The organism is Paucilactobacillus nenjiangensis (assembly GCF_008632615.1).
Taxonomy (GTDB): domain Bacteria; phylum Bacillota; class Bacilli; order Lactobacillales; family Lactobacillaceae; genus Paucilactobacillus; species Paucilactobacillus nenjiangensis.
On the sequence record NZ_CP043939.1, the window covers coordinates 1,926,663 to 1,952,935 of the forward strand.

Genomic DNA, 26,273 nt, shown 5'->3' on the forward strand with positions numbered 1-26,273 from the left:
AAAATGATAAGAAAATTCGACCAGTCTTAACAGTAATAGCGCATTTAAACACGTTTTTCTGAATTATCTCGCCTCAATTTAAAATAAATCGAGTTGTTGCGGTGGCCGTGGTGCCAAATTGGCAAAATGTAAATCCAGCAGTTGCTGCAATTCAAGTGCGTTCCCAGCGGCCGCGTGACCACCATTATTATTGAAAATCACACATACATCAGTGGCACCACTCGCTCGAATTTTCGTGGCTAGTTGTCGCAGTTCTTCAGTCGAATAACGATAATTGGTTCGTTCTTTGCGCCATTGCATCCCCGAGTCCTGCCAACCATGTTGATTATGACCATGTAATCGCACAATTTTGGTTTGAGCATTCAAAATAAAGTCAGCCGAATTGGTCAAGCCGCGAGGTTCATCCACAGCCACCAAATCGTACTTCAAATCAGAAAAGAATTCTTCTAGTTCCGGAAAAATGGCATCATCAAACCAAGTCATGTTTCTAAATTCAATCGAAATCGGCAAATCAGCCATCAACGACCGCAATCGCATTAAGTACTGAATATTTTCGTGAGTCGCATTAAACATTGGTGGAAATTGAAATAAGATTGTTTTTAGTTGATTAGTCGCTATCAACAACCTCATCCGTTGATTAAAATCGCAAAAAATTTGTTCACGTTCAGCTTCAGTAATTTGTTGATCCAAATCTGGATGCATCGTCATTTCCCGATTGGCCTTCACGATAAACTGAAAGCTCGTCGGCACTTCTTCAACCCAATGTAAAAAAGTCGATTCACTTGGTACTCCGTAAAAAGTGGTGTCAATTTCAACCACAGGAAAAACAGCGGCATATTCAGATAGCTGAACGGGCCGCTGTTCGTCATTTATTAAATTAGGATGGTCACTCCACGTGGTGAGTCCAATTGTTATCAAATTAGTTCTCCATCAATAAAATAATTTTACTTTTCGCTGTTCTGCATCAGTTAAGTCACCGTCTAGTTGTTCGGCTAACTCACGACCAGAACGGCGATAACTACGCTGCAATAATGATAGGCATAAATTTATCACTGATACCAAAATGACGATAATCAGTGCATTACTTTGTGTAAATTCTCTTCCAAAGAAAGTCATGACATCCCCTGAAATCAAGATACAATAGGTTAGGTAAATAAAGAAAAAGTCCGATACAACTTGTATGCTCTTAACTAATAGTAGCTGATTAGCTAATCTGTTAATTGATCCAATAATAGTTTCTCGTGACATAATTATCACCTCTTACTCTTATTGTAACGATTTCAAGCAAATAGTTAAAGTATTTCACACAGTCAAATCATTGAAAAATTCTACTGCATCTTGTTGCACCATCGTAAATGGAAAGCTAAATTGTAGCGGCTGCTGGTTAACAGCCACGACTTGCGCACTCCGATTCCGATAATCCAATAAGCCCGCAAATGGATAAACTCGCATCGACGTGCCGACAATCACCACTAAATCTGCTTCTTGCAAATAATCTAGCGATTGTTGAATATTATTTTGGTTAATCCCTTCGTCGTACAATACAACATCTGGACGTAATGGGCCACCACAACCTTGATGAATCCGGCTCGTTAAATAGTCATGCCAATCAACTGACTGGTGACATTTTTCGCAATAGACATTAAACAAATTACCATGAAAATCAACCAGATTTTTAGTTCCGGCAACTTCATATAAATTATCAATATTTTGCGTAATCACTGCTGCTTTACCTTGTTGCGTTAATTGTGCCTGTTTGGTATGAATAATATTTGGCTTTGCTTCAGGAAAATACAAGTTATCCTTGGCAAACTGATAAAAGCCATCTGGGTCAGATTCAAAATAGCGATGGCTCAAATAATATTCCGCATTTTTATCTTTAGTATACAAACCATTTGCCGAACGAAAGTCGGGAATGCCTGATGCCGTTGAAACTCCGGCACCTGTTAAAAAGACAATCTGTTTTGCGTTATCAAATAGTTGTTGAATTTGTTGTTCCACAACAATCACTTCCTTACGATATAAGGGACATTCAATTCATCTAATAGTTCTTGTACGGTTTTATCATACATCTTTTTAAAGAAAACATCTGAATCTTTCTTGGGTGGATTTACGACAAACGAATTTTGTCGATCACTCCGCTGTAACGCAATATAAGCTTTTTCGCCAGTTTCTTTGTTAGTCATTTCTGAATGAAATACTTCAAATAATTGCCGTGTGTCCAACCGTAATTGGCGTTCGCTTAACACGGTTGATAGCGTCGTAAATTCAGTTGTATGCAATGCTGGTAGACCCGATTGGTTCAGCTTCACATCAAATTGTTTAAACAGTTTCACAATTGCCCGACGCATCGTAAATGGTGAATCAATTGGCTTAACCATCAAATCCGCATACATTTCTTGGGCAGCTTTGTAAGCCACTGGATAAAGTTCCCGCAAATGTGCATCAACAGTCGACGCGTGGTCGCCCATAAATACTAGCGTATCTAATAAGGTCAACAATCGTAGCGTACGCTCATCATCAGGTTCAGCCGTTTCTGGCGTGAGAGTGGCATCCACTCCTTTGATATACAATGCTTCAATTTGGTCATCAATCAACCCATGTTTCCGTTGTTCATCTACCACAATCACATGCATCGCCACGTCATACAAATCAGTCGCCATAATCATCAATTGTTCGTCTAATCGTTCATCCCCAAATGACACTTGAAAGAATATCTGAGGGAAACCTTGCATAATCATCATCAAATGCAATAGTTCATGTGACGCCGTGTAATCTGGTGCAGTGATATCAGTCACCGTAATTTCAATTCCGCCTTGTAAAGACTCTTGTTGGGCTTGGTCATGGCGGATATAACCAACTTTTTCATCCCCAAAATGGACTAAGACCACTCCGGGATACATTTGATTAACTTGATCTAATAATTCTTGTGTTGTCTGGTTTAATTCAGTTGCCATTATTACTTTCCTCTCATAACTGCTAATTCTTGAATTGCGATTTGTTGGTCTACTCTAGACAGCTTGCTTAGCCGCTCAACTAATAGATTAACTTCTGTGGCTTGAGCACCAATTTGAATGGCCAATGCACGATATTGTAAACGCATATGACCGGCTTGAATTCCTTCACTAGCCAAAGCTTTTAACGCTGCCAAATTTTGAGCTAACCCAACACTGGCAATCACTTGAGCTAGCTCTGAAGCAGTCTTAATTTTTGAAATTGTCTGATTTAATTTAACGGTAGGCACGATGCCAATTGAACCGCCTACCACACCAACGGGTAATGGTAATGTGATGGTACCGAATAGTTGCTTATCTCCCACGGTCCATTTAGCTAGGCCTCGATACTGTCCATCTTGTACTGCGTAAGCGTGTGAGCCACTTTCAATCGCACGCCAATCATTACCAGATGCAATCACCGCCGCGTCGATACCATTCATGATACCTTTATTGTGGGTCGTCGCACGGTAAGGGTCGATTTGCGCTAAATGACTAAGCTTAGCAATTTGTTTAGCAACTGTACTTCCATTTTCACCTAAGTTTGCAACGGGGATCTCACAGGTGGCTGTTTGTAAACTTTCGGTCGCCAAATTGGTTAGGATTGCGGTTACTACCTCATAACCTTGATTGAGCAGCCATGCCTTAACGGCTTCGCTCATCGTATTCACAACGTTGGCTCCCATGGCCTCACCGACATCAATCAACAGCTCTAACGCCACAAACTCGTCTAACTGTCGAATTCGCAGTGACTTCGCCCCAGCTCCACGTGCTAGCATCGATGGATGGGAATCATTAGCAACTTTAATCAGTTCGGTTTGATGTGATAATAACCAAGTTTTGGTTTGTTCAAAATCATCGATATTTTCCAACACAATTTGGCCAATCATTTGTCGTGATGAAGTTGGCGCCACAAAGCCACCGCTTTGACTGACAATCTTAGCAGCATGACTAGCCGCTGCAATCACGGACGGTTCCTCAGTCACCATTGGTACGGTATATTCACGCCCATTAATCACAAAATTAAGGGCCACCCCTTCTGGTATTTCAAAATTGGTGAGATAATTTTCAATCATCTGAGAACTCCAAAAAGAAGTGTGAGCCTGTAACTGCTCCACTTCTTCCTGAGATAAATTTAATTGTTGTTGAATTAATTGTTGTCGTTGCGCGACAGACAATTTATAAAATCCACTTTGCCAAGCAGCCATTTAACTACCTCGAACTACTTCTTGCCAGCTGAATCTTCACTACCTTGAATGTACTCAGCAATGACACCTTCACGGACACCACTTTCGGAGAAAATGACGCGGCCATCACTGTTGCGTTGTAACAAACTAACTAACGGTAGCATTCCACCAATAATAATATCCGCACGGTCTGGTTCCAAACCAGAAATCTTTTTCCGCTGTGCTAAATTTTTATTTAATAATTCACGATAAGTCGCATAGACAGCTCGAGCTGATAATTGATACCCATGAATGCTCCCGCGACCTTGGCGTTTGTAATTACGACTCATCCGAGCTAAGGTCCGGTTGGCTCCGCCCAATAACACGATTGGAACGTGACTAGCATACTTTAACCACGGAATCTTGGTCAGCCGTTCATTAACCGAAACCTGTGCTTTAAACAAATCTGCAGCTTTAACATAGCCACCGAGATGAAATTGCTCTGATAAGTTCACGGCTCCGATTGGGATTGAAATTAAATTTCGAGCTTTTTTATGTTGCACCAAAATCAATTCGACACTGGCACCACCAGTATCTAAAATTAAGCAATGATCCATTTCTAACGTTCGAACTACACCAAGGTAATCATAATAAGCTTCCTTGGCACCAGTAATAACTTGTAAATCGATACCGGTTTCTTTTTTGACACGCACTAAAAATTCTTTTTGGTTCTTCGCTTGTCTCACTGCAGCAGTGGTAATTGCCCGGACTGTCAAATTGGGCAATCCGACGTACAGTTTGGTAAATCTTTTTAACGCAGCAATCGTGCGATCCATAGCTGCAGGCTGCAGCATTTTTTCTCGTCCCATACCTTCTGAAATACGCGAATCTTCTTTCACGCGTTTCACTTCACGGTATGTACCATCGGCTTGAATTTCCGTAATCGCCATTCTAACAGAGTTGGAACCCAAGTCGACAATCGCTAGATTCTCCAAAGTTTCACCTCCCGTTATTTTGTTTTATTTTCTCTCATAATAAATTCTCTTATATCATACCATTTCACACCGCAATGCACACAAAAAAAATCACATTAAATTGTATTTATGCAAAGAAATTTATGTAAAAAAAGTCGTGATGTAATTTATTTTCATTTACATCACGACCAAGGAGAGCTTATTTAAATTTGTGAGGCGTACTTTCAAAATTGTTTCTAAAACGTGCTTTAGTAATCAGACATCTCCGAATTACTGCAGCGTTCAATTTTGAAAACGTGCCTTAACCATCATTTCTCTCACCTAGCTACGATTATTTCGATTACTTAGCCCGTAATCATTCAATAATCTATGGCTATTGCTCGAGCAATTACCGATGGTTTCAGCACTCTATTTGAAATAATTGATTCCCATTGCATCTTGAACTTCTTCAAGTGTTTGGTTAGCGATAATATTGGCTTTTTCTGAGCCTTCGCGAAGGACTTGATAGACATAGTCCATATTTTGTTCGTATTGAGCACGGCGTTCACGAATTGGTGACAATACACCTTCGAGAACTTCATTTAAGTAACGCTTAATTTTGACGTCACCTAATCCACCAGCTTGATATTGATCCTTTAATTCAGCAACTTTAGCTTTGTCCGTATCAAAAATATCAAGATAAGTAAACACGGTGTTCCCTTCAATGTGACCTGGATCGCTGACTTGTATGTGCAATGGATCAGTATACATTGACATCACTTTCTTTGAAACAGTGTCCGCATCATCTGACAAGTAAATGGCATTGTTCAGTGACTTACTCATTTTGGCATTACCATCTAGCCCTGGAATGCGTCCTTGTCCCTTCGTTGGGAAGTATCCTTCAGGTTCAACCAAAATATCTTGGTTATAAGTACGATTAAATGAACGCACAATTTCGCGGGTCTGTTCCAGCATTGGTTCTTGATCATCACCGACTGGCACTGTATCTGCCTTAAATGCTGTAATATCAGCAGCTTGACTGACTGGATAAATAAAGAAACCAGCAGGTACACTTTCGCCAAAACCTTTTTGAGCGATTTCTGATTTAACCGTTGGATTACGATTCAAACGAGCAACTGAAACTAGATTTAAATAATGCATTGTTAATTCGCTCAATGCAGGAATTTGTGATTGAACTAATATCGTAGATTTTTGAGGATCAATCCCGACAGCTAAATAGTCTAGCGCAACTTGTGTAAGACTGTTACGAATTTTTTCGGGATCACGGGCATTGTCAGTCAGTGCTTGTTGGTCAGCAATCATGATAAACGTGTCGTAATCACCTGAGTTTTGAAGTTCAACACGGTTCTTTAATGAACCAACGTAGTGACCAATATGTAGCTTACCTGTGGGACGATCACCTGTTAAAATAACTTTTTTTGTCATAATTTTCTCCTTTTTATACGAAAAACGCCCCATTGCAAGATTGCAATAGGACGCCATTTGCGCGGTACCACCTAATTTGTAGTCATCTGACTACCACTTTACCCTTACGGCGGGCAACCATTTAACCAATTCGCGTTTTGGAAGTTCTCACACCAAATCAACTTCTCGCTGGACTCACGCTACTAAATTCAATATTAATTTTACTGATTTATCAGTCAAATGTAAAGCAATTTTCTAAGCTCAAAACTTGTTTTAATCAAGAAAACAGCATACAATTAATAGACTTATTTAAACGGAGGTTCTTTTGTGACTGAAAATAATGAACGACAACAAGAACAAAAACGAGTAGATTTCGTTATTGAACAAATCGATGATCAAATCAACGAAGCCAAAGCAGCGGTTGAAACGGCCCATAATGAAACTCGAGCCGTTGAAAAAAACTATAGTGCGAACGCTTCGGTCAACTTGTATGAAATTGATGATGCGATGGACACGAATGTTCAAATCCAACAACAACGACAATTGGTGGCCCGGACAGTTGAAAATGAAACGATTTTAAAACGCCAATTAACCACGCTACAAGAATTACAAGGTTCACCCTATTTTGGAAGAATTGATATTAAAGACGACGGTGATTTCGAGACTGAATCGCTTTACATTGGTGTGGCCTCATTAATGGATAATGATCAAACCGATTTTTTAATTTATGATTGGCGCGCACCAATCTCTGGAATCTATTATAACGGCTCATTAGGCAAGGTTGAATATCCAACCCCCAATGGTCCGCAAAAAACAGAACTGACCAAAAAACGGCAATTTACCATTAACGATGGCAAAATTACCAACATGTTTGATACTAACGACACCGTTGGCGATGAGATGTTGCAAGCTGCGTTAGGTTCACAAAATGACCAATTGATGCAAAATATCGTGGCCACGATTCAAAAGGAACAAAATGACATTATTCGTGATACGACTAGTGATTTACTACTCGTGCATGGTGCTGCCGGGAGTGGCAAAACTTCTGCCATTTTGCAACGAATTGCTTATTTACTTTATCATAGCCGTGCATCATTAAATGCCGACCAAATCGTGCTTTTCTCACCCAATCGATTGTTTAGTCATTACATTTCTGAAGTGTTACCTAGTTTAGGTGAACGTAACATGCGCCAAGTCACCTTTGCTGAATTTTTAACACGGAGATTTGAAGGACTCACAGTCGAGACGTTATTTGAACAATACGAGGCACAGCATGGTACTCCATCAGCCGTCCAGAAATATTTAGAAAGTCCGCAAGTTATGCAACAGGTCGAAGCTTATACAGCCCAGTTAACAGCTGAAAACATTGAATTCATTGAAATTCAATTCGAAGGTCAACCTTTCTTCCATGAAAGTCATATTCGCCAAACTTTTGCGACTAATCCTGAAAATATGAGTATCGCTGATAAAATTTTGGCCACCAAAAATGCGCTGATTAAAGAACTGAAATTGCGAATTAAGGAAGCTGCCACGGCAACGTGGATTCAAGATGAATTAGAACAACTCCCCACTGATCAATTACACGATTTGTACGGTGACCGTCAATCGGATGATTTCGATTCTGAAGATGAACAACTAGAATATTTAGGTAAACGATGGGCAACCAATCGATTACGCGTCGTCTACGATGCTATTTATAATAATCATTTTATCGATAGTTACTCGCAATATCGTGAATTTTTAGATCAGTTAAATGTTGCTGGTATTGATTTTAGCCAGGCTATTTCAGATTATGATCACGCAATTGAATTCCACCAAATGCCATTTGAACACTGCGCACCTGCGTTATATTTACGCGATTTAATCACAGGTTCGGGGCAAAATCGTCAACTTGAATATGTATTTATTGATGAAATGCAGGACTACTCGGTCGCCGCATTAATATATCTAAAGCACATTTTCCCTAAAGCAAAATTCACGGTTCTGGGTGATAGTGAACAAGCACTCTACTCTGATATCGAAGAACCTGAAGTGTTGTTATCACGCTTAAGTCAATCACTGAATGCAAAACGAACCAACTTAATTTCGTTGAATCGCAGTTATCGTTCAACAACTGAAATTACTAATTTTGCTAAATCTATGTTACCGGATGGAGAAAAAATCATTCCATTCAGTCGCCATGGTGAATTACCTAAAGCGATTGAAACACGTGATGAAGTGGCCTTTAATCAGCAACTGAGCCAAGAAGTCTCACGCTTGGCCGGCAAATACGATACCATTGCTATCTTAACTCGGACAATGGATCAAGCAAACCAAGCTTATCGTCAGTTACGACATCTTCAAGGCACTAAATTACTCACTGCAAATGACCGAGTGCTCCCAACTGGGATTTTAGTAATGCCAATCTACCTAGCTAAGGGATTGGAATTTGATGCTGTTATTGCGTATGATGCTTCTAAAAATAATTATCCTAACGCACATACTGCTGGTATTTTATACACCATCTCATCTAGAGCCATGCACGAATTGACCTTAATTAGCTTAGGTTCACTTAGTCCCATCGTGGCAAATCATCGTTCATTAATTTCTGAACAGTAAAAAAGGCATCCCTTCAGTTTATCTTACTGGATGCTTTTTTAGTCAATAAAATCGGAATAGTGCATTGACTGTGTTTGATTATCACTGCCAGTTTCTGGAGCAGTTGACAGATAGTGAATCGTTTATGTTTTGTGCTTGTTTGGGGTTTCCAATTCATGCACCGTCCCAATTACATCGTCATGGATTACATTTTGCTTTGCTGTAACCATGTCAATACCTTGATTGATTAAAAGTATCGTTGCAATTGTGATTGTGACAAATAGAATTATTTTTTTCATTTGAATCACTCTCCTCAATTCGATAACAAATTTCTTATTTTTTCTATCATGATTATATATGATGCCTTTATATTATGCAAACGATAAGATATCTATATTTACTCGATTTATCAATAATTAAGGTGACTTTAGCGATTAAATTAGGATTTATTTATGTAAAAATGCCAAAAATAATATTATTTCTGAATTGGTATTTATCATAGTATAATATATATTATTGGAATATTTTACGCTATTACATTAATTTTAGTCACAAAAAACACGAATCAATTAAGATTCGTGTTTTTAATCATGCATGGCGACGTCCTACCCTCGCAGGGAGCGATCCCCCAACTACTATCGGCGCTTAGAAGCTTAACTTCTGTGTTCGGCATGAGAACAGGTGTATCCTTCTAGCCATCATCACCACACTATCGTGTGTGTACTTCAATGAATACGTTTAACACGGAGAACTTGCGCTCTCAAAACTAAATAATATCAAGAATTTTTTAAACCGGACACCACTGTGTGGTTAAGTCCTCGACCGATTAGTAATGGTCCGCTCCATGCATCACTGCACTTCCACTTCCATCCTATCTACCTCATCATCTTTGAGGGGTCTTACTCTCCCGAAGGAGATGGGAAATCTCATCTTGAGGCGAGTTTCACACTTAGATGCTTTCAGCGTTTATCTCATCCATACGTAGCTACCCAGCGATGCTCCTGGCGGAACAACTGGTACACCAGCGGTATGTCCATCCCGGTCCTCTCGTACTAAGGACAGCTCCTCTCAAATTTCCTGCGCCCGCGACGGATAGGGACCGAACTGTCTCACGACGTTCTGAACCCAGCTCGCGTACCGCTTTAATGGGCGAACAGCCCAACCCTTGGGACCGACTACAGCCCCAGGATGCGATGAGCCGACATCGAGGTGCCAAACCTCCCCGTCGATGTGGACTCTTGGGGGAGATAAGCCTGTTATCCCCAGGGTAGCTTTTATCCGTTGAGCGATGGCCCTTCCATACGGAACCACCGGATCACTAAGCCCGACTTTCGTCCCTGCTCGACCTGTCTGTCTCGCAGTCAAGCTCCCTTGTGCCTTTACACTCTGCGAATGATTTCCAACCATTCTGAGGGAACCTTTGGGCGCCTCCGTTACTTTTTAGGAGGCGACCGCCCCAGTCAAACTGCCCACCTGACACTGTCTCCCATCACGATTAGTGATGCGGGTTAGAGTGGTCATACAGCGAGGGTAGTATCCCACCAACGCCTCCACCGAAACTAGCGTTCCGGTATCTACGGCTCCTACCTATCCTGTACAAGCTGTACAAACACTCAATATCAAGCTACAGTAAAGCTCCATGGGGTCTTTCCGTCCTGTCGCGGGTAACCTGCATCTTCACAGGTACTTCAATTTCACCGAGTCTCTCGTTGAGACAGTGCCCAGATCGTTACGCCTTTCGTGCGGGTCGGAACTTACCCGACAAGGAATTTCGCTACCTTAGGACCGTTATAGTTACGGCCGCCGTTTACTGGGGCTTCAATTCTGAGCTTCGCCGAAGCTAACCCATCCTTTTAACCTTCCAGCACCGGGCAGGCGTCAGCCCCTATACTTCATCTTACGATTTTGCAGAAACCTGTGTTTTTGATAAACAGTCGCCTGGGCCTATTCACTGCGGCTGTACTTTCGTACAGCACCCCTTCTCCCGAAGTTACGGGGTCATTTTGCCGAGTTCCTTAACGAGAGTTCACTCGCACACCTTAGGATTCTCTCCTCGACTACCTGTGTCGGTTTGCGGTACGGGCAGTTAAATACTCACTAGAAGCTTTTCTCGGCAGTGTGACATCGGCAACTTCGCTACTAAAATTTCGCTACCCATCACAACTTGTCCTTAAAGGAAAAAGCATTTCACTCTCTCCAAGACTTATTGCTTGGCCAGACATATCCAACAGTCTGGTTTGCTTAGCCTCCTGCGTCCCTCCATTGTTCAAACGCATTTAACTGGTACAGGAATATCAACCTGTTATCCATCGTCTACGCCTCTCGGCCTCGACTTAGGTCCCGACTAACCCTGGGAGGACGAGCCTTCCCCAGGAAACCTTAGTCATTCGGTGGACAGGATTCTCACCTGTCTTTCGCTACTCATACCGGCATTCTCACTTCTAAGCGCTCCACCAGTCCTCACGGTCTGACTTCATTGCCCTTAGAACGCTCTCCTATCACGCAACCTAATGGTTGCATCCGTAGTTTCGGTAATATACTTAGCCCCGGTACATTTTCGGCGCAGGATCACTCGACTAGTGAGCTATTACGCACTCTTTAAATGGTGGCTGCTTCTGAGCCAACATCCTAGTTGTCTAAGCAACTCCACATCCTTTTCCACTTAGTATATATTTTGGGACCTTAACTGACGGTCTGGGCTGTTCCCCTTTCGACGATGGATCTTATCACTCACCGTCTGACTCCCGGACATAAATCAATGGCATTCGGAGTTTATCTGAATTCAGTAACCCATGACGGGCCCCTAGTCCAAACAGTGCTCTACCTCCATGATTCTAAGTCCGAGGCTAGCCCTAAAGCTATTTCGGAGAGAACCAGCTATCTCCAAGTTCGTTTGGAATTTCACCGCTACCCACACCTCATCCCAGCCATTTTCAACTGACACGGGTTCGGTCCTCCAGTGCGTTTTACCGCACCTTCAACCTGGACATGGGTAGGTCACCTGGTTTCGGGTCTACAACAACATACTTCATACGCCCATTTCAGACTCGCTTTCGCTACGGCTCCGACTTTTCTGTCTTAACCTTGCATGCAATCGTAACTCGCCGGTTCATTCTACAAAAGGCACGCTGTCACCCATTAACGGGCTCCAACTGATTGTAGGCACATGGTTTCAGGAACTATTTCACTCCCCTTCCGGGGTGCTTTTCACCTTTCCCTCACGGTACTGGTTCACTATCGGTCACTAGGTAGTATTTAGCCTTGGGAGATGGTCCTCCCGGATTCCGACGGAATTTCACGTGTTCCGCCGTACTCAGGATACAGAGCTGAGGGTATTACGTTTCACTTACGGGGCTATCACCCGCTCTGGCTCAGCTTCCCAGCTGATTCAACTACGTAATACTTTTGTAACTCAAATGTTCTGTCCTACAACCCCAAAGAGCAAGCTCTCTGGTTTGGGCTTTTCCCGTTTCGCTCGCCGCTACTCAGGGAATCGATTTTTCTTTCTACTCCTGCAGCTAATGAGATGTTTCAGTTCACTGCGTCTACCTTTACTTAGCTATGAATTCACTAAGCAATAACTGACGATTAAGTCAGCTGGGTTCCCCCATTCGGAAATCTCCGGATCAAAGTGTACTTACCACTCCCCGAAGCATATCGGTGTTAGTCCCGTCCTTCATCGGCTCCTAGTACCAAGGCATTCACCATGCGCCCTTTATAACTTAACCTTGTTGATTCCAGCACTGACGTGCTGGCTGACAACAGATTAATTGAGTATATGCGATAACTCTTTAAAAAACTCAAATAACGCGGTGTTCTCGGTTTAATTGTTAAAACAATTAATAAATAAAAAATTTTGATATTATTTAGTTTTCAAAGTACAAGTTGGTACATTTTGAGAGTAGACCTCTCAAAACTAAATAAAGTTTCGACTAATGTGTAGGTTCCGTATATTCCTTAGAAAGGAGGTGATCCAGCCGCAGGTTCTCCTACGGCTACCTTGTTACGACTTCACCCTAATCATCTGTCCCACCTTAGGCGGCTGGCTCCTAAAAGGTTACCCCACCGACTTTGGGTGTTACAAACTCTCATGGTGTGACGGGCGGTGTGTACAAGGCCCGGGAACGTATTCACCGCGGCATGCTGATCCGCGATTACTAGCGATTCCGACTTCGTGTAGGCGAGTTGCAGCCTACAGTCCGAACTGAGAACGGCTTTAAGAGATTAGCTTACTCTCGCGAGTTCGCAACTCGTTGTACCGTCCATTGTAGCACGTGTGTAGCCCAGGTCATAAGGGGCATGATGATTTGACGTCGTCCCCACCTTCCTCCGGTTTGTCACCGGCAGTCTCACTAGAGTGCCCAACTGAATGCTGGCAACTAATAATAAGGGTTGCGCTCGTTGCGGGACTTAACCCAACATCTCACGACACGAGCTGACGACAACCATGCACCACCTGTCTTAGCGTCCCCGAAGGGAACGTCCTATCTCTAGGATTGGCGCTAGATGTCAAGACCTGGTAAGGTTCTTCGCGTTGCTTCGAATTAAACCACATGCTCCACCGCTTGTGCGGGCCCCCGTCAATTCCTTTGAGTTTCAACCTTGCGGTCGTACTCCCCAGGCGGAATGCTTAATGCGTTAGCTGCGGCACTGAAGGGCGGAAACCCTCCAACACCTAGCATTCATCGTTTACGGCATGGACTACCAGGGTATCTAATCCTGTTCGCTACCCATGCTTTCGAGCCTCAGCGTCAGTTACAGACCAGACAGCCGCCTTCGCCACTGGTGTTCTTCCATATATCTACGCATTTCACCGCTACACATGGAGTTCCACTGTCCTCTTCTGCACTCAAGTTCTCCAGTTTCCGATGCACTTCCTTGGTTGAGCCAAGGGCTTTCACATCAGACTTAAAAAACCGCCTGCGCTCGCTTTACGCCCAATAAATCCGGATAACGCTTGCCACCTACGTATTACCGCGGCTGCTGGCACGTAGTTAGCCGTGGCTTTCTGGTTGGATACCGTCACTACATGATCAGTTACTATCACATACGTTCTTCTCCAACAACAGAGTTTTACGAGCCGAAACCCTTCTTCACTCACGCGGTATTGCTCCATCAGGCTTGCGCCCATTGTGGAAGATTCCCTACTGCTGCCTCCCGTAGGAGTATGGGCCGTGTCTCAGTCCCATTGTGGCCGATCAACCTCTCAGTTCGGCTACGTATCATCGTCTTGGTGAGCCATTACCTCACCAACTAACTAATACGCCGCGGGTCCATCCAAAAGTGATAGCCGAAACCATCTTTCAAATTAGAACCATGCGGTTCTAACTTTTATGCGGTATTAGCATTTGTTTCCAAATGTTATCCCCCACTTTTGGGCAGGTTACCCACGTGTTACTCACCCGTCCGCCACTCATTCAAATGTTCCTTCAATCTGGTGCAAGCACCGTCAATCTAAAACGAGAATGCGTTCGACTTGCATGTATTAGGCATACCGCCAGCGTTCATCCTGAGCCAGGATCAAACTCTCATATATAATTTAAGTTTGTAGCTCTTATTTGTTTGTATTCACGAATTGACTTCGCAAATGTTATTTGCTTTTGACTATCGTCAAAAGACCCTACACATTTGATTTGTCGAAACTTTATTCAGTTTTCAAAGATCTACTTGGTCATTGCTAAACTTCGTTAGCAGCAACGTTATATATATTACCTGATTCGCAATTCATTGTCAACCAAGAATTAATATTTATTCTTGTGAAATTCACGTTGATTTCTTTGTTTATCTCTCTGACAACGATTAATAACTATACACTCCAAACCTATGAGCGTCAACCACTTTGCCAACATTTATTTTTTAATTTCATTCGCGCCTAGCGTGTCATTTACTTGGTTCACAAATCGATGCCGATATAAAAAGCAAGATTCCCACTCAACGTAGAAATCTTGCTTACACAGTATATATAGTAGATTATTATTTTACATTGGCTAAGAAGTACTTCTTCTTACCACGTCGCACAATGACAAACTTGCCATCAAAGGCTGCATTGGGATCAATTTCTGCATCCACATCAACAACCTTTTCACCATTGATTCGAATAGCACCATTTTCAACATCTTCTCGAGCTTGGCGACGAGATTTTTCAATTCCTGTCTCATCCACCAACCATAAAATGATATTTTGTTTCTCAGCACTCACATCCATCGATGGCATATTTTTAAATCCTTGTTCAATTTCAGCAGTGGTTAAATCAGCCACTTCACCGGAGAATAGAGCTGCAGTAATATGTTGCGCTTCAATCACGGCTTGCTTACCATGAACGAATTCAGTCACTGCTTCTGCCAAGCGGCGTTGTGCTTCCCGTTTCTCTGGTTGAGTAGCGACTTTATCTTCTAACTCTTTAATTTCAGTTTCATCGATAAACGTGAAGTATTTGATATATTTAATCACATCACGATCATCTTGGTTAATCCAGAATTGATAAAATTCATATGGTGTCGTTTTTTCAGGGTCAAGCCAAATAGCACCACCGGCAGTTTTACCAAATTTGGTACCATCGGCCTTAAGCATTAACGGAATGGTTAAAGCATGTGCCCGTGCGTCTGATCCCTCAATTTTATGAATCAAATCAATTCCGGCTGTGATATTGCCCCATTGATCTGCCCCACCAACTTGGAGTTGGACATCTTCAAATTGGAACAAATGTAAGAAATCAACAGATTGTAAAATTTGATAAGTAAATTCGGTAAATGAAATTCCAACTTCTAAGCGACTCGAAACAACTTCTTTATTAAGCATCGTGTTAACGTTAAACAGTTTTCCGTAATCACGAAGAAAGTCCAACAAACTGAATTCAGACAACCAATCATAATTATCAACAATGGTGAAATTTTCTGTCCCAAATAATTTTTCCATTTGACCAGACAAAGCTTCCTTGTTGTGTTGGATTTGATCCATCGTTTGCAGGACCCGTTCTGAATTTTTACCAGAAGGATCTCCAATAGCGCCTGTACCACCACCAATTAAAATGACTGGATGGTGACCTTGCAGTTGGAATCGTTTCAACATCATAAATGGAATCAGATGACCAATGTGTAAACTGTCCCCGGTAGGGTCAACCCCACAGTAAAGACCAATCTTCTTTTCGTCAGTTAACTTACGTAAATCATCAATGTCCGTGGTCTGATTAACAGCACCACGCCATTCTAGTTCTTCAATAATATTCATGTTCATCCTCCTAAAATTTGCGAATTGAACAAAAAAATCCCCGATTTCAATAAAGAAATCAGGGACGAATTTATTCCGCGGTACCACCTTGAATAGAAAGTTTTCACCTTCCGCTCGAAGTCAATATCGCGACTAACCGTTCAATTCAAAATGCTCCACAAGTGTAATTCAAAATTAATCATTGGCTAGTTTGCATTTAACACTAGCTTTCTAAATGTCCAAAATAATTTCTACTAATTGCTTCACTGCAATTCTTGATAATTCAATTCTAGCGTGCCCACATCGAGAAGTCAATTCAATCAAATAATAGCTATGCAAATTTCGCTTGGTCTTGGTCATCCACTTGTTGTCCAACTGGACTGACGAATTTTTTAGCAATCACTATCCGACCATTAAACTCTTTAATATTCATCAGACCAGACTTATCCTTGGAGCACAAGCTATTCATATCCAAATTAATTAGATACGTATTCACGTACTCTTTCAGGACTTGTCCATTAAATCCACCCAGGACCATCGGACAACTATCACATTCAACATTGAAGCGTTCATAATTGCAATCTTTATCAAATAACATGTCGTTCACCTCGGATTTCATAATTTTACTAATGTTTATGATAAGTATTGTATGCGTCAAATTTGAAGAATGTGTGAATTTTAATGTAAATATTATAGTTACCAAAAGAAATCCACTTTTATAACTGAATGTTTTTGATTGCATTTTAGCGCCTTTTCGACAATAATTAACTACATCATCATAGATATTTAAGGGGTATTAATATGTCAAAGGGACGTATGGAAGCTTTTACAGATGCGGTTATTGCAATTATTATGACGATTCTCGTTTTAGAACTTCAGCCACTAACTGATTTATCATTTCATGGCTTATGGGAAATTCGCACAGAGTTATTAGCTTATTTCTTTAGTTTTTTCATCCTAGTGGTAACTTGGAATAACCATCATCACATGTTTCAAGTGGTCAAAAGTGTGTCGACGCCAGTTTTATGGACCAACTCCATTTTATTGTTTTGGCTGTCACTGTTTCCGTTTGTGACTGCGACGGTGGATGCAAATTGGGAATCGCGATTTGCGGAGTTAATGTATGTCTTCATCTATTTAATGTACAACATTTCATGGGTGCTACTACGAGTCGCGGTTGTTCGGGCAAATCCATCCACACGGGAATACATTGGTCGCAAAGATTTGCTCACGACGGCGTGGGTGATTGTGGTCATCGGAATTACTTGGTTTATCCCTGAAGCTGGGGTGATTGGCTGTTTCATTATTACTATCATTTGGATTTTACCTTATAAAAATGTGGAAAAGTTATTCAACGAAAGGAAGTAATCACAATGAAAATTGCTATTTTGGGTGCCACTGGAATGAGTGGCCAAACAATTTATCAAGAAGCGGTTGACCGTGGTCATGACGTGACTGCATTTGTCAGAAATGAAGCCAAATCCAAAGAAACATTGGGCGACGATGCTAAACTAAAAGTCGCAGATGTCTTTGAATTAACCACTGAAGATTTAACACCTTTTGAAGTGGTAGTTAATGCACTGGGGACACCCAGAGGCCGTGACATGGGGTACTTGCACATTGATATGGCAGCTCATTTGATTCGTATTTTGCGTAACACTACTTCACCTCGAATTTTCTTTATGCTGGGGGCGGCCAGCCTGTTAGACAAGGATGGCCATCCGTTTATTGATTCATTTGTCAAAGATCCAAGTTCGGACTCTTGGATTGACACACCTTTGATGCAAGTTCATGAGTATCACTTTTTACAAACCGTCACCAATGTTAACTGGGTGGGAATTTCGCCTTCCTTAAGTTACGGCCCTGGTCCCAAAACCGGCTATGTCCGTAATGACAAAAATCAAGCACTCTTCGATTCATCGGGTAAACCTAATTTAACGAGTGGCAATCTTGCTACTGCCTTACTAGATGAAATTTAAGCACCCTCAATTAACCAAGCACGATTTACCGTTGGCAACAACGACTAACCTAAAGGAGTTTTATTAATTATGCAAAAGAACAAAGTTTACCTTGCGAGCCCATTTTTCTCTGACGGCCAAAAAGAACGCATCGAAAAAACGGTGGCTGCTTTACGCAAGAACCCCACCATCGCTGGTGATGAAATTTATAATCCACAAGAACACCAAGAAGAAACATTAGAATTCGGATCACATAAATGGCAAGATTCCGTCTTCGCGACTGATATGCGCCAAGTAAAACGGGCTGACGTCGTGGTGGCAATTTTAGATTATAAAGCTGAAGAGGATAATCCTGAACCAGACGCTGGTACCATTTTTGAAATCGGCGCTGCCTGGGCTTGGAACATCCCCGTTATTATGGTTCAATTCAAAGAAGATCACGAACTTAACCTAATGCTCGCTCGTTCGCATACCGCCATGTTCTCCGGTGACAAAATTGAATCCAGTCTTGCTGAATACAATTTCAATACGCTGCCAACTAGCTGGACGACGATGAAGGTATTCTAGAAAGAGTGCGACCTCATTCGGTAATCAACGAGTACTAACAAAAAATACTATCTGACTCGGTTTGGGAGTCAGATAGTATTTTAAGTTAGACGGAATTGATTGAAGGAGGGAGCACGTTTCAGACAGAGTGTGACTCACCACGTTTAACCTTTGAGCATTAACAAAATATAGCTTGATTGCTGGTCTTTAGTAATTGAGCTATATGAGTTAAGCGAAAAGATTGTGGGGAGGAGCACGTTTCAGCCCAGAGTGCGACTCAATTCGGGAATTCACGAGCATTAATAAAGGCAATTATTGATTTCGAGTTTGGAAATCTAATTGTCTAAATTAAGCGGAATGAATTGAATTGATGGAACACGTTTATACTCACTAAATCCCCCTTCACCCACAGCCACCCAAGCCACCCGCTTGGATGGCTATTTGTTTACAAAAAATCCTACACACCAGGTGAGTGGCGTGCAGGATTAGCTTAACTATTTATCATTTTTGGTATCTTTAGGTGCTGCTTTCTTTTTAGCATCATTAGGTTCAATTTTAGCTTGAACTTCTTTTTTAGCTTTTTTTGATTTCTTTTCGTATGGTTCTGTACCAGTTAAACGACCAACTGACTTAAATGTATCTTCAAAGGTTTCATCAATTGAAACAGATGAGCGAGTCAATTCAAAGTAAAGTGGTTTTGAGAAGTAGAGCACTGGTAAGTATGCACATCCATAAACAACCATCAAAATAATACCGAGGTATAAGAAGAAGTAAGTTGCGGTATATTCACCATAAAATGTGATTAAACCAAAGATGATTTGACCCACAATCAAAGGAACCACCGTAACGATCATCAACCAAAGGTATTGCCATTTCTTATGTGACATGAAACGACGGCTGGCTGTAAATGCATGACGCATTGATTGACCCAGGAACTTCGGACGTTGTTCACGATATAAGAAGATACCTTGAGCATATTCCAATGTCTTCCAAATGGTAATCACAGCTGTCAACAATCTGAAAATAATTGCTAGAATCGTATTACTGCTAAAAACTAATTCCAAAATGTTGGTTGGCAATGTCCATAATCCAATAAACAATGATGAGTACAAGAACAAGCGCCACATTTGGTTTTTGTTCATAATTCGAAATTGTGCCCAAATACCTTTCAGTGAGATTTTCTTGCTGTCCTTTTGAATTGTATCTTGGAATTCATATTGAATGGCAACGGCAAAAAATTGAATAAAGACAATCGCTGCGACAAACAGTGCCAAGGCAGCTAGGAAAATGACGACACCAATCGCAATCGAACTAGCCGATACCGCACCGGTCATACCGTACATCACAGTATACATCAGCATCACAAGCTTTTGAGTTACATACGCAAATGCTTCGTAACCGGCAAATGCAACAATCGCAATCACGGCAATCGCAATCACAATAAAGCTCACTAAACTAATGACAGATTCCTTATATTTAGCTTTAACGATATCTCTTAACTTCGAAACAAAACTTTTAGTTGTTACTTTACTACTTGCTTCCATCAATCCACCCTTATTCCTGATCTTATGCCGATCAAATTAGTTTTCCGATTTCAGTGTGTCTAAAATCAACAATAGGAAGATTGTAACACACATCAAATCTTCTAGCCCAATCTTTACAAAATCTTCAAATAATTGTACGGCTTTCTTCACTTTAAATTTCTGGAATGAATAAGTTTCCTAAAGTAGCAGCCATGATAGCTTTGATAGAATGCAAACGGTTCTCAGCTTCGTCAAAGACCACCGATGCAGGTCCATTGAAGACATCATCTGTAATTTCAAGAGCGTCGACCCCAAATTCTTCACCAAGTTCTTTACCCACTTCGGTGTCGTGATTGTGGTAAGCCGGTAAACAATGCATGACAATCGTACTATCTTTACCAGTCGCGTCGACTAAGGCTTGATTGATTTGATATGGCAACAACATTTCAATCCGTTCTTTCACATTGATTTGTTCACCCATTGAAATCCACACATCTGTGTACAATGCATCTGCACCTTCAACTGCTGCCTGTGGATCTTCAGTCAAAAAGATTTTTGAACCAGATTTCACGGCAGCTTCTTTGGCTAAACCAATCACTTCGTTACTAGGCCAGAGTGCTTTAGGAGCGCCCATATGAATATTAACCCCCAGCTTTGCGGCAGTCACTAATAAAGAATTACCCATGTTATTGCGGCCATCCCCAAGATAAGTCAGCGTCAAGCCTTTTAAATGACCAAAGTTTTCTTTCAGCGTCAAAAAGTCCGCAATCATTTGAGTTGGATGCCATTCATCGGTTAAACCATTCCAAACTGGCACACCACTATATTTGGCTAAGCCCTCAACCGTGGCCTGCGCAAACCCACGATATTCAATTCCATCAAACATCCGCCCTAACACTTTGGCTGTATCTTCCGTTGATTCTTTTTTTCCAAATTGAATATCATTTTTTCCTAAAAATTCTGGATTAGCGCCCAAATCGTTGGCAGCAACCGTAAAGGCAGACCGAGTTCGCGTCGAAGTCTTTTCAAATAACAAGGCGATATTTTTACCCTGCAAATAAGGATGCGCAATATTGTGGTGCTTTAGGTATTTCAAATGTGCTGAAAAATCAACTAAGTAACTGAGTTCCGCACTGGAAAAATCGATTTCTTTTAAAAATGACTTACCTTGGAATTGATTCATGATTTAGCCTCCATTTTGGTTTGAGCAAACTGGCTCAATATCTGGTTAATTTTTGTTAAGCCGGTCGTTAATTCTTCCGTATTCATCACGAGCGGTGGTAACAACCGCAACGTGTTATGTTTCGCAGACAATGTCAGCAGTCCGTCTTGTTGCAAGGCTTTGACAATATCTTCCACGTTGACTTGTTCATCTAAGTGAATGCCAATCATTAATCCTTGACCAGAAATGGCCGTGACGATGGATTGTTGCGCAATTTCATTCTTCAAAATGGCCCACACCGATTTTGATTTAGCTTGAACTGCCGTTAAAAATTCAGGCGTCAATTGATCCAAGACAGCATCTGCGGCGGCCAAAGATAATTTATTGCCCCCAAAAGTGGTCCCATGAGAACCGGGGCCAAATGCACTCGCTAATTCTTGCTTACCTATCATTGCCCCAATTGGTAGCCCGTTGCCAAGCGCTTTAGCCAGGGTCACAATATCGGGATGCAAATCATAATTTTGATATGCAAACTTGGTTCCGGTCCGACCAATCCCCGTCTGAACCTCATCAATAATTAACAGTGCACCCACTTGATGAGCTTTAGTTTCGATTGCTTGGAGCCAGTCAGCATGCGCATTATTCACGCCGCCTTCACCTTGAATCACTTCTAAAATCACAGCCGCCGTTTGATTATCGACTTGTGTCAGTGCGGCATCATCGTCAAAGTCCGCAAACTCAATTGATGGCACAAGGGGAAAAAAACCTTCCTTGATTCCTGGGTTGCCGGTCATTGACAATGATCCATATGTCCGACCGTGGAAGCTATCGTTAAAGGCGATGACTTTCGTTTTACCAGAGGCTTTGCGGGCTAATTTTAAGGCCGCTTCATTGGCTTCAGTCCCTGAATTACAAAAGAAAGCCAACATACCAGGCTCAACTAACTTTGCCGCTACTTGGTCTTGTAACTGGCTGTCATACAAATTTGACGTGTGCCAAACTTTGCCGGCTTGTGTGTCGACGGAATCTTTGATTAATTGATTCGAATAGCCAAAACTACAGACCCCAATGCCACTTGTGAAATCAAGATATTGCTGTCCTTGACTGTCCACTAAATGCACATCTTCGCCATCGACGATATCGATTGGATATCTGGCGTACGTTGGAAATACATATTCCATTCTTCTCGCTCCTTTGGTTACGCGGTTTTTAATACCGTACCGTGATTTTCAATATTGTCCGTAATGAGCACTTTTTGTACCCCATGCTCGAGGGCCGTGAACGCTGCTTTAATCTTAGGCTTCATCCCCGATTTAATAATCTCATCTTGCATTAAGCTGTGCGCCATTTGATTATTCAGCTCTGAAATCACATTGCCATCTTTAATCACGCCAGGAACATCCGTCAACAAAACTAGTTCTGCGGCATTTAATTCTTCCGCAATTTTAGCTGCGGCCACATCCGCATTGACATTAAGCACGGCACTGTGAGCAGTTTGTACCAAGGGAGCAATCACAGCAATCTGGCCATGCAAGTTTTGTGCGAGCCACTCCTCATTGACCTTGGTCACCTGACCAACTTCACCATACAATGGTTGATCAACGTATTCGCCTTCCAACAGGTGATTGTCAGCCATGTTTAGCCCCATCACTTCAAAGCCATGATCGGCAATCATCTGGCACAAGGCTGGTTGAACGACTCCGAGTAAAACGGCCTGGGTGACTTTCAAAGTCGCTTCATCAGTTACTCGAATTCCGTTCTTTTTGGTCACGGTTAAGCCAAGATCCGAACTCCATTTAGAAATTTGTGGTCCACCACCATGAATAATGATGACTTGTTTGCCTTGTTGTTGCCAAACTGCGAGCTGTTCAAAAAACGATTCAGTTAGTTGTTGAGTGGCGTTCCCACCAATTTTAATGACAATTTTTTCCATTGAATTCACCTATTAGCTTCGATATGAAGCATTAATTTTCACATAATCATACGTTAAGTCACAACCCCAGGCTTGGCCACTTGCTTCACCGACATTCACATCGACATCAATTACGACCTTACTAGACGCCAGAGTTTCTTTCACGACTGCTTCATCGAAATTGACTGAAATACTATCTTTGACTAATTGGATGCCATTAATCCACAAGCTGACATGATCAACATCAAGCTTGGCATCCGTTTGTCCAATTGCGCCCATAATGCGACCCCAATTTGCATCATCCCCAAAGATAGCAGATTTAACTAAGTTTGAGCCCACGATTTGTTTGGCAATTTTTTGAGCATCCTCTTTGGTTTCAGCATGCTTTACATTAGCTTCGACTAATTTGGTGGCTCCTTCACCGTCAGCAGCAATTTCTTGTGCCAAGTATGACAAGACTTGATGAAAGGCGGCTTCAAATTCATCAGATGCGGCCACATCCACGCCGGATGCCCCATTGGCCATCACCGTCACCATATCATTAGTGGAAGTATCGCCGTCCACGGTAATTTGATTAAACGTATCGTTGACATGTTCACTTAGCAGGGCCTGTAATTCATAACTAGCGATTTTGGCATCAGTGGTCACAAAGCCTAACATGGTAGCCATATTGGGATGAATCATCCCAGACCCTTTGCAAAAGCCCGATACAATCACCGTCTCGCCGTCAATATCAGCAGCGACACTAATAGTTTTAGCGTGCGAATCAGTGGTCATTACCGCATGAGCCACTTTATCGGAATCACCGAGCTCCAACTTTTTAATACCGGCCGTAATCAAACCCATGGGCATGTATTGACCAATCACTCCAGTTGAAGCCACGCCAACTAAATTGGAATCGATAGTCATTTTGTCTGCCACCGCTTGTTGCATGACCAAGGCATCAGCTTCACCTTGTGGTCCAGTACAAGAATTTGCACAGACACTATTCATCACGACTGCTTGCAGTTGATGGTTTAAATTAATTGTATTTTTCGTTAATTTCGTTGGAGCCGCTTGAAATTGACTCGTTGTATAAACGCCTGCCGCAGCGGCTGGCGTTTCAGAATAAATCCAACCTAAATCTAGTCCATCTCGTAAACCCGCATGAATTCCATCACTGAAAAATCCCTGTGGCCATTGATACTCATCTAATTTTTTCACTTTATTTTGAATTTGATCCATACTGTTTCTCCCTCGTGTCAGTTGTAATTTCCCCAAATTATCCCTGTTTTCCTCATCCAAAGCTCCCGCATGTTGCTTGTATCTGTTGTAGTGCTCAGTGATTACCCGGTTGGTTCAGCACTTATTTTGATTAACGGCTTCTCCAACCAATCTCCTCACCTAACTTGTAATTCCTTCGATTTCTTAACCCCTGAAATCTTTGAATTACCTCGTTATTGCTCGGCGATTACCCGGTTGGTTCAGCACTTATTTTCTGAAACGTGCTTACTCAATCTGCTCTCTTCGTTTAACTCAAATGGCTTATAAACTTAACCCGTTTATAAGCCATTTTTTGTTAATCCTACAGAGCAACTCGATTGAGTTCACACTCTAAACCTATGGCACCCACACATTCACCGGTAATCCGGCAGCTTCATCAAAGTTGAACATTTGATTGAAGTTTTGAATTGCTTGACCGCCAGCACCTTTGATTAGATTGTCGATGACACTGACTACCATCACGGTGTGAGTGTCGGGATTGTAAATTGCCCCAATTTTACAATCATTGGTCCCAACAACTTCCTTAATAGTAGGAAATCGTCGATCAGTCCAATTCACAAAGGTTTGATCTTGATAAGCTTGCTCAAATGCTTCAGATACTTCAGCTTGAGTGACTCCAGCTTTAACTTTAGCGTAGACCGTACTCATCAAACCTCGAGTGATCGGTAACAAAGTGGTATTAAATTGAATTGCTTTGACAGCTGGATTCCAAGTTTGCAATTCTTGTACTACTTCTGGAATGTGCTGATGTTGATTCACTTTGTACACTTGTAAATTCTCATTAGTTTGACTGAAATGTAATAATTCACTCGGCTTCTTGCCAGCCCCAGAGGTCCCTGATTTGGCATCCACGATAATTGAATCAACATCAATCAAGTCATTCTTGACCAACGGTGCCAATGCCAACAAGGTGGCGGTCGCATAACAACCAGGATTAGCAACGTATTTCGCATTGTGTGCTGATTCAAACTCTACTAAGCCGTAGTGAGCAGTATCCAGTGCACTTTGTTGCGCCGGTTGCTTGTGATACCACTGTTCATACAACGCTTGCGTGTTTAAACGATAATCACCAGACAAATCAATCACTGGAAAGTCCGCATCGATAAATGGTTGTGCCAACTGTGCGGTTACTCCGGCCGATGTGGCAAAAAAGACGACATCGTTATCTTGCATGATTTGGATTTCATTATAAGGAAAGATTTGTTGCTGATTAAAGTGGCCTAGTTCAAAGAGCGAAACCACATCCCCTAAATTTTGATTCTCCGTTTGTGCATGTCCATATAAATTCACCTGGTCAACGCCTGGGTGATTATTTAATAGTTGAAAGAGCACCATGCCCCCGTATCCGGAAACCCCGACGAGTGCAGCATTCATACTAATCATTCCCTTCTCATTCATATAATTGCATTTTTATTAGTTGCCCATTAGCTTACATGCAACGAGAAATAAAAGCAAGCTTTTTATGTAATTATTCACTATTATTCATGATTTAGTTAGTTTTATTCAGTAAATAGTGAATTTATTTGAATATTATGAATAAAAATTATTGACTTAGGTTCTCGTTTGGTGTTTAATATTGATAATAATTA

The 26,273-nt window shown here is 41.7% G+C and carries 20 protein-coding genes and 3 rRNA genes; 4 read left to right on the forward strand and 19 right to left on the reverse strand.

Going from position 1 to position 26,273, the window contains the following annotated elements:
* Positions 1–78: 78 nt before the first annotated feature.
* The 7 genes from F0161_RS09880 to trpS all read right to left on the reverse strand — a co-directional run bounded on the left by F0161_RS09880 (position 79) and on the right by trpS (position 6,558).
* Positions 79–918 carry a DUF72 domain-containing protein gene (locus F0161_RS09880; RefSeq protein ID WP_150204458.1) on the reverse strand — a complete coding sequence of 280 codons (840 nt, stop codon included), beginning with the start codon at positions 916–918 and terminating at the stop codon, positions 79–81.
* Positions 919–930: 12 nt separating this feature from the next.
* Positions 931–1,248 carry a hypothetical protein gene (locus F0161_RS09885; protein ID WP_137601849.1) on the reverse strand — a complete coding sequence of 106 codons (318 nt, stop codon included), beginning with the start codon at positions 1,246–1,248 and terminating at the stop codon, positions 931–933.
* 54 nt (positions 1,249–1,302) lie between these two features.
* Positions 1,303–2,001 carry an NAD-dependent protein deacylase gene (locus F0161_RS09890; protein WP_150204459.1) on the reverse strand — a complete coding sequence of 233 codons (699 nt, stop codon included), beginning with the start codon at positions 1,999–2,001 and terminating at the stop codon, positions 1,303–1,305.
* A 5-nt stretch (positions 2,002–2,006) separates the two neighbouring features.
* Positions 2,007–2,957 (reverse strand): IpaB/EvcA family protein, encoded by a 951-nt coding sequence (locus F0161_RS09895; RefSeq protein ID WP_150204460.1) that lies wholly within the window; start codon positions 2,955–2,957, stop codon positions 2,007–2,009.
* Positions 2,958–2,959: 2 nt separating this feature from the next.
* Positions 2,960–4,201 carry a hydroxymethylglutaryl-CoA reductase, degradative gene (locus F0161_RS09900; RefSeq protein WP_150204461.1) on the reverse strand — a complete coding sequence of 414 codons (1,242 nt, stop codon included), beginning with the start codon at positions 4,199–4,201 and terminating at the stop codon, positions 2,960–2,962.
* Between the two features lie 14 nt (positions 4,202–4,215).
* Complete coding sequence (locus F0161_RS09905) at positions 4,216–5,154, reverse strand: Ppx/GppA family phosphatase (protein WP_150204462.1); 939 nt, start codon at positions 5,152–5,154, stop codon at positions 4,216–4,218.
* A 387-nt stretch (positions 5,155–5,541) separates the two neighbouring features.
* Complete coding sequence (trpS, locus tag F0161_RS09910) at positions 5,542–6,558, reverse strand: tryptophan--tRNA ligase (RefSeq protein WP_137601845.1); 1,017 nt, start codon at positions 6,556–6,558, stop codon at positions 5,542–5,544.
* A gap of 306 nt (positions 6,559–6,864) precedes the next feature.
* On the opposite strand from trpS, the gene helD reads away from it, so the two are divergent.
* A complete protein-coding gene (gene helD / locus F0161_RS09915; protein WP_150204463.1) occupies positions 6,865–9,135 on the forward strand; it encodes an RNA polymerase recycling motor HelD in 2,271 nt (756 codons plus the stop codon).
* 122 nt (positions 9,136–9,257) lie between these two features.
* On the opposite strand, the gene F0161_RS11450 is transcribed toward helD, so the two are convergent.
* The 6 genes from F0161_RS11450 to F0161_RS09940 form a co-directional block, all read right to left on the reverse strand.
* Positions 9,258–9,413 carry a hypothetical protein gene (locus F0161_RS11450; protein WP_170175931.1) on the reverse strand — a complete coding sequence of 52 codons (156 nt, stop codon included), beginning with the start codon at positions 9,411–9,413 and terminating at the stop codon, positions 9,258–9,260.
* Positions 9,414–9,706: 293 nt separating this feature from the next.
* Positions 9,707–9,823, reverse strand: a 5S ribosomal RNA gene (gene rrf / locus F0161_RS09920).
* Positions 9,824–9,920: 97 nt separating this feature from the next.
* Positions 9,921–12,842, reverse strand: a 23S ribosomal RNA gene (locus tag F0161_RS09925).
* Positions 12,843–13,075: 233 nt separating this feature from the next.
* Positions 13,076–14,650: ribosomal RNA gene (locus F0161_RS09930) — 16S ribosomal RNA — on the reverse strand.
* Together the 16S, 23S and 5S rRNA genes form the textbook arrangement of a ribosomal RNA operon.
* Positions 14,651–15,087: 437 nt before the next feature.
* The gene (tyrS, locus tag F0161_RS09935) at positions 15,088–16,341 is read right to left on the reverse strand and encodes a tyrosine--tRNA ligase (RefSeq protein WP_150204464.1); all 1,254 of its coding nucleotides are present in this window, start codon (positions 16,339–16,341) and stop codon (positions 15,088–15,090) included.
* Positions 16,342–16,651: 310 nt separating this feature from the next.
* Positions 16,652–16,918: a hypothetical protein gene (locus F0161_RS09940; RefSeq protein ID WP_150204465.1), complete on the reverse strand. Its 267-nt coding sequence runs from the start codon at positions 16,916–16,918 to the stop codon at positions 16,652–16,654.
* Positions 16,919–17,121: 203 nt separating this feature from the next.
* Here F0161_RS09940 and F0161_RS09945 point away from each other — a divergent pair, with 203 nt between their 5' ends.
* The 3 genes from F0161_RS09945 to F0161_RS09955 all read left to right on the forward strand — a co-directional run bounded on the left by F0161_RS09945 (position 17,122) and on the right by F0161_RS09955 (position 18,845).
* On the forward strand, positions 17,122–17,688 hold the full coding sequence (locus F0161_RS09945; protein WP_150204466.1) for a TMEM175 family protein: 567 nt from the start codon (positions 17,122–17,124) through the stop codon (positions 17,686–17,688).
* Between the two features lie 5 nt (positions 17,689–17,693).
* Positions 17,694–18,299 carry an NAD(P)H-binding protein gene (locus F0161_RS09950; RefSeq protein ID WP_150204467.1) on the forward strand — a complete coding sequence of 202 codons (606 nt, stop codon included), beginning with the start codon at positions 17,694–17,696 and terminating at the stop codon, positions 18,297–18,299.
* 69 nt (positions 18,300–18,368) lie between these two features.
* Complete coding sequence (locus tag F0161_RS09955) at positions 18,369–18,845, forward strand: nucleoside 2-deoxyribosyltransferase (RefSeq protein ID WP_137602533.1); 477 nt, start codon at positions 18,369–18,371, stop codon at positions 18,843–18,845.
* A 473-nt stretch (positions 18,846–19,318) separates the two neighbouring features.
* Here the strand turns inward: F0161_RS09955 and F0161_RS09960 are convergent, their stop codons facing one another.
* The 6 genes from F0161_RS09960 to argC all read right to left on the reverse strand — a co-directional run bounded on the left by F0161_RS09960 (position 19,319) and on the right by argC (position 26,058).
* Positions 19,319–20,368 (reverse strand): hypothetical protein, encoded by a 1,050-nt coding sequence (locus tag F0161_RS09960; RefSeq protein WP_150204468.1) that lies wholly within the window; start codon positions 20,366–20,368, stop codon positions 19,319–19,321.
* Between the two features lie 151 nt (positions 20,369–20,519).
* Complete coding sequence (gene argF, locus F0161_RS09965; protein WP_150204469.1) at positions 20,520–21,530, reverse strand: ornithine carbamoyltransferase; 1,011 nt, start codon at positions 21,528–21,530, stop codon at positions 20,520–20,522.
* The gene (locus tag F0161_RS09970) at positions 21,527–22,690 is read right to left on the reverse strand and encodes an acetylornithine transaminase (RefSeq protein WP_150204470.1); all 1,164 of its coding nucleotides are present in this window, start codon (positions 22,688–22,690) and stop codon (positions 21,527–21,529) included. Before F0161_RS09970 ends, argF begins: the two co-directional genes overlap by 4 nt.
* Positions 22,691–22,707: 17 nt before the next feature.
* Positions 22,708–23,442, reverse strand: coding sequence for an acetylglutamate kinase (gene argB / locus F0161_RS09975; protein WP_150204471.1), 735 nt, complete (start codon positions 23,440–23,442; stop codon positions 22,708–22,710).
* Between the two features lie 12 nt (positions 23,443–23,454).
* Positions 23,455–24,645 carry a bifunctional glutamate N-acetyltransferase/amino-acid acetyltransferase ArgJ gene (argJ, locus tag F0161_RS09980; RefSeq protein WP_150204472.1) on the reverse strand — a complete coding sequence of 397 codons (1,191 nt, stop codon included), beginning with the start codon at positions 24,643–24,645 and terminating at the stop codon, positions 23,455–23,457.
* Between the two features lie 375 nt (positions 24,646–25,020).
* Positions 25,021–26,058: an N-acetyl-gamma-glutamyl-phosphate reductase gene (argC, locus tag F0161_RS09985; protein ID WP_137602541.1), complete on the reverse strand. Its 1,038-nt coding sequence runs from the start codon at positions 26,056–26,058 to the stop codon at positions 25,021–25,023.
* Positions 26,059–26,273 lie beyond the last annotated feature (215 nt).